General features: G+C 42.5%; 8 protein-coding genes. 1 reads left to right on the top strand and 7 read right to left on the bottom strand.

Annotated elements, in window-relative coordinates:
- Positions 1-65: 65 nt before the first annotated feature.
- The 5 genes from ACAM37_RS00675 to purL form a co-directional block, all read right to left on the bottom strand.
- Complete coding sequence (locus tag ACAM37_RS00675; protein WP_369626301.1) at positions 66-1,331, bottom strand: TPM domain-containing protein; 1,266 nt, start codon at positions 1,329-1,331, stop codon at positions 66-68.
- A gap of 197 nt (positions 1,332-1,528) precedes the next feature.
- Positions 1,529-2,254 (bottom strand): LemA family protein, encoded by a 726-nt coding sequence (locus ACAM37_RS00670; protein ID WP_144918639.1) that lies wholly within the window; start codon positions 2,252-2,254, stop codon positions 1,529-1,531.
- Positions 2,255-2,535: 281 nt separating this feature from the next.
- Complete coding sequence (locus ACAM37_RS00665) at positions 2,536-3,186, bottom strand: YceI family protein (protein WP_286130664.1); 651 nt, start codon at positions 3,184-3,186, stop codon at positions 2,536-2,538.
- 177 nt (positions 3,187-3,363) lie between these two features.
- Entirely contained in the window at positions 3,364-4,059 is a 696-nt protein-coding gene (locus ACAM37_RS00660) for a YceI family protein (RefSeq protein WP_368892372.1), read from the bottom strand.
- Positions 4,060-4,336: 277 nt separating this feature from the next.
- Entirely contained in the window at positions 4,337-8,320 is a 3,984-nt protein-coding gene (gene purL, locus ACAM37_RS00655) for a phosphoribosylformylglycinamidine synthase (RefSeq protein WP_369626300.1), read from the bottom strand.
- Positions 8,321-8,669: 349 nt separating this feature from the next.
- On the opposite strand from purL, the gene ACAM37_RS00650 reads away from it, so the two are divergent.
- Complete coding sequence (locus ACAM37_RS00650) at positions 8,670-9,176, top strand: pyridoxamine 5'-phosphate oxidase family protein (RefSeq protein ID WP_050325211.1); 507 nt, start codon at positions 8,670-8,672, stop codon at positions 9,174-9,176.
- 124 nt (positions 9,177-9,300) lie between these two features.
- Here ACAM37_RS00650 and pgsA read toward each other — a convergent pair whose 3' ends face one another.
- Both pgsA and ACAM37_RS00640 read right to left on the bottom strand, forming a co-directional pair.
- Complete coding sequence (pgsA, locus tag ACAM37_RS00645; protein ID WP_099807450.1) at positions 9,301-9,975, bottom strand: CDP-diacylglycerol--glycerol-3-phosphate 3-phosphatidyltransferase; 675 nt, start codon at positions 9,973-9,975, stop codon at positions 9,301-9,303.
- A gap of 2,327 nt (positions 9,976-12,302) precedes the next feature.
- Entirely contained in the window at positions 12,303-12,821 is a 519-nt protein-coding gene (locus ACAM37_RS00640; RefSeq protein ID WP_369626299.1) for a DUF4468 domain-containing protein, read from the bottom strand.
- Positions 12,822-13,046 lie beyond the last annotated feature (225 nt).

Here is a 13,046-nt window from a genome sequence, read left to right as displayed (position 1 = left end):
AAGGGATAAAGTTAACACAATTTTTTAACTGATGTTTCAATAGCTAGCCGATTACTGACTACTGATTACCAATCGCCACCAGCGCCGCCGCCGCCAAAGCCACCACCGCCGCCACCAAATCCACCTCCGCCAAAACCGCCACCACCGAATCCACCGCCGCCAAAGCCGCCACCCGGTAGGAACACAACCCCACTGCCGCCTCGGCCCCCACGACCGCCACCACGAAATAGCAAAAATAAAAAGACAATAAATGCCACAAACATACTGCCCAGTAACCCTGCACCAAAGATTGTACCAAGCGTTACAATGCCACCTGCCGTAGCAATCGAACCAAAAAAACGCCCTAATATACTGGTCAAAATCATACCAGCGACAAAGCCAAAAAAGCCTAGGAAGATAAGCGGTATACCACCCTCTTGATTTGACTGGGCATTGCTATTGGTATTGACTCGATTGGCATCCGCTTGATTTAAAATAGCAGGATCGGTCGTCAAGCGTTCTTCAATGCGATTAATTCCCGCTGTGATACCCCCGGCATAATCGCCTTGTTTAAATCTTGGGGTTATGTCATCGCTAATAATCCGTTTAGCCACGGCATCAGGCAGGGTACCTTCAAGACCATAGCCCGTTAAAATGTACATTTTACGGTCATTGACGGCAACCACCATCAACAGACCTTGATCGGTGTCTTTTTTGCCCAATTTCCAGCGATCAGCAACTTTCATTGAATAGTCAAAAATATCTTCGCCATTGGTGGTTGGTACAATGACGACGGCTGCTTGCGCCAAGCCGCGGTCATTAAGACTACGCAGTTTGGTTTCAATCGCTTGTTTATCACTGGCAGATAGAATTTTTGCTTCATCAATGACAGGGTTATTTAGGATTAGTTTATCAGCGGCGACAGGGGCTTGGGTTGACTTTTTAGGTATCGTAGTCGTTTGGGCATTGGCGGTAGCTGTTGCCTGATTGCCAGTTGCTTGGGTGCTACCTGGTATCGGCAGCGCATCATTGCCTAACGTCTCTTTAATTGCATCATTATTGAGTACAGCATCATTGAGCGCTTCATTGGTTTGTGCGGTTTTGGCAATCGCAACCATGTCCTCAACACTATGATCTTGTAATGTGGGCTTAGCGGTAACGGTTGCGGAATTGGCTGTCGCTGTGGCGGTTTCTGCAACGGCAGCCATAGGCATTGCAAGCCCAATGCCCATGGTCAGTGCAGTAAAAGTACTTAATAGTACCCGCTTCGCTAATAAGCGAGACGACAATTTTTGCGGCTGATTATGGGAGCGCTGTAAATTGGGCTGTGTCTGTGCAATATTCAATGACACCTGTGTTTCCTCAAAGTATGCAATTTTTTTATTATGATCTAGTCAATTCAACAACTATTTTAAAAAATTAAAAAATTAATCTGACAATTGATGCAAATCTTATCCAATGAGCCTGCCACCGACTGATGGCAGACTATTTAAAAAAATCTTCTTAACTCTCAAACTTTAACTATACAGTTAACATTAACAATGGTGAATTAAGGTTTCGCTGCCGCGGTAGCCGAATTATTTACAGGCTGACCACCGGCATTGGCAGTGTTCCCATTGTTTTGCACTGGCTGACCGCCCGCATTTGCGGTATTGGTATTGTTATTGCCAAAATCAACAGTTGGTGCAGTGGAGATTTGCGCCTCATTGGCCACGGTAAAATTTGGACGGGTATGCATACCAAACACTTTTGCGGTGACATTGGTTGGGAATTGGCGTACGGTAGTATTATAAGTTTGAACATCTTGGATATAACGACCACGTGCCACGGTAATGCGGTTTTCGGTGCCTTCAAGCTGTGCTTGTAACTCTTGGAATTGTTTGTCCGCTTTTAGGTCGGGATAGCGTTCTGACACTGCCATTAGGCGCGATAACGCACTGCCCAATTGATCTTGCGCTTGTTGATAGCGTTGGAAAGCCGCTGGGTCATTGAGTACATCGGCACTCACATTGATAGTCGTTGCTTGTGAGCGCGCTTGTGTCACTTGGGTTAAGGTCGCTTGTTCGTGCTGGGCATAACGCTCAACGACTTTCACCAAGTTTGGAATCAAGTCAGCACGGCGCTGGTATTGGTTGACTACTTCTGACCATGACGCGTTGATTTGTTCATCTTGCGCTTGCATAGCGTTATAACCACAACCGGTCAGATTGGCAGAACCCACCACCAAGGCTGCGGCCAATAAGGTGTTTTTTACTGTGGTATTGAATGGTTTCATAAGTTTTCCTCAAAGATAAATTAAATAAATCGATATCTAGGTTTTTGAAAATTATGAAGCTATGTGCGGATACTGTAAATTTACGTTTTGTATAGTGCTGTATGGTTTTGTATCAAACCGCAGACTTATTAAAGCCAACTTAGCGGCTTAGAATAGTTAAATATCGAATAGTTAAAAAACGAATAGCTAAAAATTGAATAGTTAAAAATTTGCAATCAGCTTAGCAAAAAAAGACCAGCCAACGCTGATCTTTTTGATTACCTTTATTATCTACCAAAAAATCATTGTTGAGCGGCTTCAATTTGAATGACTAATTTCACCTTTTTACTCACACCCATTTTGACATAACCATCAATCCCCCAATCGGTACGGTCAATCGTGGTTTCAAAATCACCGCCGTACACATATGCCATGAGTAACGGACTTGGATAGCTGTTAAATTTGCTTGCTGTCAACGTAATAGGGCGAGTTTTTTTGAGCAAAGTTAAATTGCCTTTAATTTGGTGTAATTTACCCTTTTTAAAGATAAATTTGGTAGAGGTAAAGTGGGCAGTTGGATATTTATCAGCATTAAAAAAGTCTTTACTTTTTAAGTGTTCATCAAACGTTTTATGACCTGTTTGCAATTTTTCCAACGGAATATCAAGGTCAATTTGCCCTGTTTGATTGTCGGGGTCAAATACCATGTCGCCTTCCAAGCCATAAAATCCACCATGATTGGTCGAGGTACCAAAATGGTCAATGCTAAATCGCACATTGGTGTGCATCGGGTCGAGTTTATAGTTGATTGAATTAGATTTGACGATTTCTTTGCTTACTGCTTTTGCGCCTAAGCTGAAAGTTTTAGCCAAGGCTTTTTTGGTCAAAATGGCAGTGGTTGCCATGCCTGCAAGTTTGGCAAGTGTCCCTAAGTTGTTAGTTTTATCTGTCATGAACTTTCCTTTATTATTAGTCGTTAAAAATTGCATTGGTTTGAACATTTTAACTTATCAATTGCATCAAGCTGTGCAAAGAGTGTTGGCAAAGTTCAGCATTTGTGAAATTATCTATCGTAAAAACGTAAAAAAGCCAATGCGTTAACATTGGCTTTTGGGTAACGCTAAGCAAGCTTATTGTTGTACCGCTTCAACTTGGATATTGAGTTTGACGTCTTTAGCAAAACCCATTTTGACATAGGTATCCATGCCCCATTTGGTGCGGTCAATGGTAGTCTCAAAATCACCACCACATACTTGCGCATTTTTCAGCATTGGGCTGTTGTAGCAATTAAATTTAGTGGCTTTTAAGCTAACTGGGTTGGTTTTGCCCAATAGTGTTAAGTTACCGTCAACTTTCGTTACTTTGCCATTTTTAAAATGGAATTTGGTTGATTTAAAATTAGCCGTTGGGTATTTTTCAGCGTTAAAGAATTCAGCTGATTTTAAATGGTTGGTAAAATGTTCGTTACCCGTGTCAAGACTATTGACAGGAATGTCAACGTTGATGCTGCCTGTATTTTTGGCTGGGTTATAGTTCAAGTCACCTGTTACGCCGTAAAAACCACCTTGGTTGGTCGTTGTACCGAAGTGGTCAATCGCAAAACGTACATTGGCGTGGTTTGGGTCTAGTTTGTAGCTGGTGCTGTTGCTTGGCTTAACTTTTTCTACTTTGGCGGTTTTAGGGGCTTTTGTGACCGCTGCAGGTTGAGCCGCGGTTTCACCAACTTTTTGCGTTTCACCGTTTTGCGAAATAACCAATTCTGCATTGGCAAATTGTGTGGCTAACAACGCTGTGATAGCGGTAGTGACTAAAAGTTTGCTATTCATGGGATTTTCCTCGATATATTATAAGAGCTGTGTGGGCTTACAAAACATTGTTAATGAAACTTAACTTAGTCTATGTAGGATTAAGTTATTATAACATATACCTTTCCTTTGTTATCGTGTATTGTTTGTAAATTGTTGCTAGTTTTTGACCGAGCCAAGACTTTCACCGTGACAGCCTTTATTACCCAGCCTTTATTGCGTTAGTCGGGTTAGGTTGGGTCATTAAAAAAGGACAGCTTTTGCCATCCTTTTATAAAAAAATCATCTATATTAACTTTTATCTTAAGAATGCCCGAGCATTTCTAAACATCCGCATCCACGCCCCGTCATTGTCCCAAGCTTCAGGCTTCCAGCTGTGGTTATATGCCATCAAATTGCGCTCTGGGTGTGGCATCATCAAGGTCACACGCCCATCGGTACTACAAATCCCTGTCACCCCTTGCGGTGAGCCATTTGGATTGAGCGGATAATGCTCGGTTGGTGTGCCGAGACTGTCCACATAACGCATCACAATTTGCCCATGTGCGCTCATCCCTGCGATATCGGTATCGCTCAACGTTGCAAAGCCTTCGCCATGTGCCACCGCAATCGGTAGAATGCTCTCTTGCATGCCTTTTAACAGCACCGACTTGGTACGTTCAATTTTCACATTCACCGTGCGCGCTTCAAACCGTGCCGATTTATTGGCGATAAAACGGGGGAAATTCTCTGCGCCTGGTATCAAGTCTTTAAGCTGGCTCATCATCTGACAGCCGTTACAAACGCCAAGCGAGAAGGTTTCTGGTCGGTTAAAGAATCGCACAAATTGCATGCGTAGTTCATCATGGAACAGTACCGATTTTGCCCAGCCAGCGCCAGCGCCAAGCACATCGCCATAACTAAAGCCCCCGCAAGCCACGAGCCCATCAAAGTCACGCAAGTTGACACGCCCTTTAAGCAAGTCACTCATATGCACATCGACGGCTTCTAGCCCTGCGCGTTTAAAGCCTGCCGCCATTTCTAGCTGACCATTGACGCCTTGTTCACGTAGTACCGCCACCTTCGGCTGCACCGTGCGACTGTTAATGTATGGGGCTTCAATCGCTTGGTTGAGATCATAATTGGCTTGGGCAATTAAGCCTTGATGGGATTTATCACCAATCAAATCAAAGGCCTGTTGTACGCATTCGGGATTGTCACGGTTTTTGGCGATATGGTAGCTGACTTTGCTCCATTCTTGCTCAAGCTCGCTACGCTCAAAACGTAAATTTTGCGTGGCCGTTTGGATGAGTAAACTGTCTTCATCGGTGCTTTGACCGACCAAGCTTAACAACTCGCTGACGCCTGTGGTTTTGGCTAATTCAAGCAATTGGGCAACCTTATCGGACTTGACTTGAATCACCGCACCGAGTTCCTCAGCAAACAATTGACCGAGTAAATTGTCATCAGATAACACCAATTTCACGCCTTGACGACTGGTGAATTGCATCTCAGCAATGGTGGCAAGCAAACCGCCATCACCAATGTCATGATATGCGGTGATTAAGCCTTGGTTGTTGGCTTGCTGGATAAAGTCAAAAAAGTTGATTAAATCTTGCGGATTATCTAGGTCTGGGCAAGTATCACCCAGTTGGCTTAGGGTCTGGGCAAGGATTGAGCCACCCAATCGGAACTGACCTTTTGATAAGTCTAAGCGATAAAAAGCGGTTTCGCCAAGCGCCGAGCTGGTTAGCAATTCTGGGGTTAAGGTTTTGCTGACATCTTGCACAGGGGCAAAGGCAGTGATAACGAGCGACATGGGTGACACCACAGACTTGTTTGCTTGCCCATCTGACCAATTCGCCCGCATCGACAAGCTGTCTTTACCCACAGGAATGGCAATACCAAGTGCCGGACAAAGCGCTTCGCCCACGGCATACACCGCATCAAACAAAGCTTGGTCTTCTTTGTCCTCACCACAGGCTGCCATCCAGTTCGCCGACAAGGTGATATCTGATAGCTTGGCGATATTCGCCCCTGCGATATTGGTAATGGCTTCAGCGACCGCAAGGCGCGCAGATGCAGCAGGATTAATCAAAGCAACTGGGGTACGCTCGCCCATACTCATGGCCTCGCCTGTCATCGGTTTGCCATCGACAGGGAGGAGGGCAGAAGCGGTAACCGCACAGTCTGCCACTGGCACTTGGTAACGTCCAACATATTGGTCACGCACTACCATACCCGTGATGGAACGATCGCCAATGCTAATTAAGAAAGATTTACTGGCAACTGTTGGATGACGCAGCACGTCTTTGACCGCTTCCGCCAAATCGACTTTATCAAGATTTAACGCTGTCAAATCTGGCGTGCTACGGCTAAAGCTACGCTGCATTTTTGGCGTGCCACCAAGTAGCACTTGTAGGGGCATATCGACCGGTTGTTGGTCGCCTTTGGTGTTCAGTAACGGGTCATTGACCACCAACTCACGCACGTCAGTCGCTTCACCCAAAATCGCATACGGGCAACGCTCGCGCTCACAGATACTATCAAATAGCTCACGGCTCTGTGGACGGATTGCCAATACGTAACGCTCTTGGGCTTCATTTGACCAAATCGCCATTGGCGACATACCATGCTCAAGCGACGGCACTTTACGCAAGTTTAACACCGCCCCAAGTTCGTGGTCATTCACAAGCTCGGGCATGGCGTTTGACAAACCACCTGCCCCCACGTCATGAATCGACACAATCGGATTGTTATCTTCATCTGGCTGGTTTCCTGCCATCGCCCAACAGCGGTCAATGACTTCTTGACAGCGGCGTTCCATCTCGGCATTGTCACGTTGCACTGATGCAAAGTCCAAGCCTTCATCAAGCTCACCACTATCCACCGAACTTGCCGCGCCACCGCCTAAGCCGATTTGCATGGCAGGGCCCCCTAGCACAATCAGCAAATCGCCTTGCTGAATCGAATTTTTTTCGACCAAATTGCGTTTGATATTACCGTAACCACCGGCAATCATAATGGGTTTGTGATAGCCCCGCATTTGGCTGCCATCTTGGTCTTTTGAGGTATCCAATTGAAATGAGCGAAAATAACCGACCAGATTTGGACGACCAAATTCATTGGAAAACGCCGCACTACCAAGCGGCGCTTGGGTCATGATTTCTAATGCGGACGCCATACGCGCTGGCTTGCCGTAGTCAGCCGTGGAGATTTTCCCGCTGTGCTCCCATTTTTCTGGCATATCAGGCAGCTGCAAATGCGACACATGAAATCCTGCCAAGCCTGCTTTGGGTTTACCACCACGACCTGTCGCGCCCTCGTCACGGATTTCCCCGCCAGAACCTGTTGCCGCGCCTGCATACGGTGCAATCGCCGTTGGGTGATTGTGGGTTTCGACTTTCATCAAGATATCAATCGGCTCTTGGTGAAAATCGTATGCTAAATGATTGTTGTCGCTGTTTAGTAGCGGATAAAAACGCTGTCCTTCATGCCCTTTTACCACCGCGGCATTGTCTTTATAGGCGGATAAAATGTCGTTGGGATTTTGCTCGAAGGTATTTTTAATCATGCCAAACAGGGATTTTGGCTGTACTTCGCCATCAATCGTCCATTGCGCATTAAAAATCTTGTGGCGGCAATGCTCCGAGTTGGCTTGGGCAAACATCATGAGCTCAACATCGGTGGGATTGCGTTTGAGTTCATTGACGTAGGCATTCATCAAGTAGTCAATATCTTGGCTCGATAACGCAAACCCAAACTCACGGTTCGCCGACTCTAACGCTTCACGCCCTTTGCCCATCACATCGACATGGTTGAGCGGTGCTGGCTCGTGGTCATCGAATAAGTGCTGAGCCTTTGCCAAGTCATAAAATAGGCTTTGGGTCATGCGGTCGTACAACATCATCTCGATATCATGCGGTAGCTTTTCAGGCAAATTTTCGCCGATGAGCGTATACACCACCAAGCGCTCAACACGGTCAATAGCTATCTCACAATTGTTAAAAATATCCGTCGCTTTACTTGCCCAAGGGCTAATCGTACCAAAACGTGGGCTGACGATGATTTGCAGCGCCTCTTTATTGTCATCTTGGCTTGCTTGATTAAGCGCGATTTCGTCACCGTGATTGAGCAAATCTATCGCTTTTTTATAGTCGTGTTCTGCCAAATCCTTAGAAAAAATATAAACTTGCTGGCTTTTTAAGTGAGTGATTTTGAGATTGGTTTTTTGGCTAAGGGAATTTAGCAGTTTGGTGGTTTGAAAATCGGTTAAAAATGGGTGTCCAGCGATGATAGTCATAGAAAGTTCCGCTTGCTTCGGGAAAAGTTGGGAAAATAACAGAAAATTTGCGGCTATTATAGCATTAAACCCACGGGCGTATCACTTGTCTTGATGGTGATAGACTGTGTTATTCAACCGTCTTTTTTCTAAATTGCCTTTCAATTGCGTTACCTTGTACTAACATCGTTAACGGTTTTATACCAATTATTTGCAGCTTTTCGACAGACTTAAACAACCAAAGCTGATATTATCGTCCAAGTTAACGACTTTAACCCAGTTTTAATGTAACTTTTTAACCAGTTAGCAATAAATTTTTTAGCATTAACTTTGAGACGTATAATAACCATATAATAACAAGGACATTCTCATGGCAGATCTTACCAAAGAGCAACATATTGAAAATATTAATAAAGTGATTGAAGGCGTCAAATATGCAATGATGACCACCATTACTGCCGACGAAAAACATTTACATGCGTGCCCAATGACCACCAATAAAAATGAATTAGAAAATGGTAAAATTTGGTTCATCGGCGATCGCAAATCAGAAACTGTCAAAGACTTGGAAAAAAACCCACAAGTCAACTTATCTTATACCTCAAGCGACCAAAAAGACTTTGTATCTATCAATGGTACGGCTAAACTGGTTAATGACAAAGCCAAACTAGATGAGCTTTGGAGCCCAATTTATGCGGCGTTCTATGAAAAAGGTAAAGAAGATCCTAACGTGCAAGTGATTTGCATTGAATGTAACGGTGCGCAGTATTGGCTAAGCGGTAACACGGTGGTGGATATGTTTAAGATGGTATCAGCGGCTGTCCAAGAAGGTAAAACCGCAGAAAATCTGGGTGAAAACCATTCTGTGACTTTTTAATTATTGGCTTTAAAAAAATACAACTCCAGTTTTTTAACTGGGGTTTTTTATAGTAAATTTTAGCTAACAATTTTTTAGAATAATCCATTTTTTTAACGTCATTAGCTTTTTTTAAAGTTATCGATTAAGGCTGTTTTAGATAGGGCCATGCCGCTTTCAGATAAATAAACATTGACCATAACGTCAACACCACTGAAATCAATAATAATAAATATCCCGTCATTTCAAGCGACTCCCAATTGAGCAGTAACACCGTAATTGCCACCATTTGAAAAGTGGTTTTCATCTTGCCCACATATGACACTGCAACGCTGGTACGATTGCCTAGTTCTGCCATCCACTCACGCAACGCAGAGACGGCAATCTCCCGTGAGATGATAACAATCGCTGAAATCGCCATGACAATATCAGGATGCCACTGCACCAAAATAATTAGCGCGGCAGCAACCATCAACTTATCCGCCACAGGGTCAAGAAACCGCCCAAATGCCGATGTCATATTGAGCTTGCGGGCAAAGTAGCCATCTAACCAATCGGTAATTGCCGCCAAAATAAATACAGCCGTCAATAAAAAGTGGCGTAGTAGGCTATCGCTAAACTGATACATACCTATATTGGCAATCGCGTTGTCACTAATGGCGCTCTGTCCAATCCCCATCGCAGGCGGCCAATAAGCAATCGCCACAAACAGTGGAATCATCACGATGCGCGCAATGGTCAAGTTGTTGGGCAAGTTAAAAATACTGCCCGAGGCAACAGGGGGATGGGCTGTCTCGTCAGTCACTGGCTTATCAGTCATGGGATTTTTCATTCATTCTTGTTGTAGGGCGCGGCGTAACGCTAATTTTAGTTGAAATAATTATAACGGTTCTCAAAGCAATGTCATTATTTTTTGCCAATAGTGCTTGTTTTTGTCATATTTTTCAACAATTAAGCCACTTTACCGTATTGATTTTATGGTATTTTTTACTAAATATGTCATTGTATAGAAAACACTTCAAAAGTAACAGGGTGTAATTAGCTAGTCAAAAATTTAGACCTTTATTGTTATCATAACGTCCGACAACAATAATAAGAATTATTTCACTATTAGCAAATTTTGCTATTGTTAGGTTTCTTGAAAGTTGATTATTTTGCACCCAATTTATTAATCATAGCGTATCAACTTGCGTATTTTTTTATCAATTTTTTATTAATATAGTACTTGGACAATTTTGATAAATCGCGTTTATTGTCAAAAATTTTCAGACCTTTAACACTTACTTGTGCTTTTCCTCAGCCCATTGCTCACCTCCTGCAATGGGTTTTTTTTATTCTCTCAAATTATTGATTCTATTAAAGTTAATAGTTATTAATATAAAATTGGTAGCCGTTTTGGTAGCCATTTATTCAAAATCCCCCTTATTTCTCAACAAAAATATTTTTTGTAACTGCTAAAAAATGCCCCTGTCCGAAAATGGGCAAGGGTAAAAAAAATCTTGGGGTAATCTTGGGGTTTATCTTGTTGCAATCTTGTTGTTTTAACCAATCGAAAAAGCGACACGTTAAACCATAGCTAAAACTTCTTTGGCTATATGCTCAAATTCTGCTTTTGCCTTTTCTCGCCTAACGTATGCAAAAATTCCTGCTCATACTGGGCGGAAAACTCTTTTTTATAATGTCAAAAAACTAAGTTTTTCCTACTGGTACAATCTTTTTATAGCAGTCCGCAAAACTCAAATTTTATTAAATGGTTCATACCTCCCTTTAATTTCACCAATGAAAAAAATATAGACAAGCCACAATGCAAAAATAGCCTTATGCCTTGCCCTGTGTGGCTTTGGTGAGTTTTGACTTTTTTAATCTGTCTTATGTGGTCAATAATTTTGCTTACTGGATTAAATGCCCGCCTAACGTGCTCAAAAACTACTTTCTAAGTTGTCCGAAAACTTCTTTTTTCTTTACAACCTACCAATGCAAAAATGGTCTTATTCAATGACTGGCAAGGGTTAGGCGCATTTTTAGATTTTGTATTCAGTAAAGCTAAGTAAAGTTAAATCATGGTATTGCTATAGCTATCCTTGTCCAACTCCTTACCGTAATCTTACCGTCACCGATTCCAAGAAAACCTTGCCGTAATCTAGCCATTATCATCTCAATATAGGCGGGCTTGGTTCTATAATCGCCTGTGGTTGTGTATTATGCTTGCATGGCTGTTTTACAAGCGTTTTCACCTGCTTTTGACTTCCGAAAAATCTTGCCTGCCTAACATGTCTAAAAAGTCCTGCTCATACTGTGCAGAAAACTAAGTTTCACTAGGCTAGTGATTCCTAAAAAATCTTTGGGTGGTAATTACCTGTTGCTTTTTGCTGTTGCGTTTAGTGTTGCTTTCTATTCTCAAAGCTTGATATGACTGGCTTTATGTTTGGCTAGGTGTTGCGTTTTGGGTCATGCCTAACAATGGGGTTATAGTGTGAACCTATCTGATGTGAACCAATTACAATAAATAAAATCAATCATACCCGCCTATCGTTCGGCTTTGCTGTTCGGTTTGCCGTTCGGTTCTCACCAATGCCCCATGTAATGCCGTTTGGTCTGTTGCTGGGTGTTCGGTTTTCAAGGTGAACCATAGGCGGTTAGGTGTTCAATTTGCTGTTCACTTTTTGCCAATGCGTTGTTATCGCTGGCTTGGTGGCTGTCGTGGTGTTCAGTTTTGGATATGGTCAAAATGACTATGCCCCTTGCTGGGTCGTATGATGCTATAAATCCAACATCAAAAAATCATTTATTGTAACTAAGGTCATCATGACCGTAACTGCGCTATACGCTCACCATTCGCGCTATGCGCTCGCCTGTGCTGTCCGTGGGCGTGGTGGTGTGTTTAATGAGGTGTTGACCAATATTAGCATTTTTTGGGGTGTTTTTAGGCTCAATCCCTTGATAATACTGGCTTTGAAGTGTTGACCAAAAAGGCGTTACTAACAATAATCATTTTGATGATACCAACTCTATTAATGCTTGTTCGCACTGTGCAGAAAATCCCCACATTACCGCTTTTATATTGATAAAATTTTAGGCATCTGAAAACAAAAAACCCACTGCTTAAGTGGGTTTCAATACATCATTAAATACCATCAAAAATCATGCTTACCAATTTTTATCAGTGGTGTTAGTTTTTTTAATATCTTCAACCATACTGTTAATTGTAGAATCCAATATAGCTACTGTTTTAGCTTTATCTTCATCAGATTTAATCTGGTAATTATAGCCAGCCATTTTACCTGTTAAAGCGTTGTAGCTTTCAGGAACATCAACCATAAAATCGCTAAAAGAAACTCTTGCCTTACTGTCCTTGGAATCGACTTGCATAGTGAATTTTAACATCGGCTTTGAGCTTGACATACAATAAACACTAGCGCAAGGATAAGCCATATTTCCCTTACCAATAACTGTACCCGTTGCCTTATCTTGATATTGAATGACCGCATTTGCAGAATTAAAGCTTTTTGCAATCCACTGTCTTGAGCCTTCATATATCATTTCTTGTTTTACATTTGGGATATCTACAACTTTCTCATATTTATCCATTGGCTGCCTTGTATCAGGAGTATACATCGTAGCACAGCCACTCAACGCAATAACACTACCTAGCAATAACTTTCTCATAACCACTCCTTTGTTTGTAAAATTCTTACTATAATTCATATAAAGTTACAGTTATGTTAATTTGTGTTTCTTAAAGTATTCTCTTGTTAGCAAATTTGATGATATATCTTTGCACAATTGATTCAGTAAAAATTATTATATAAAAACCTGCTAAAGTTGCTAAAGTTGGTTCTATCCCTTACCCTGTCTAGTTTGTAGCTTAGCAACTGCCTGCTAAAGTTCTGC

Origin of the sequence: Moraxella sp. K23 (assembly GCF_041154765.1) — a bacterium.
Classification (GTDB): domain Bacteria; phylum Pseudomonadota; class Gammaproteobacteria; order Pseudomonadales; family Moraxellaceae; genus Faucicola; species Faucicola tetraodonis.
The sequence above is the reverse complement of the archived record's forward strand: the minus strand, read 5'-3'. Positions and strand labels throughout refer to the sequence as shown.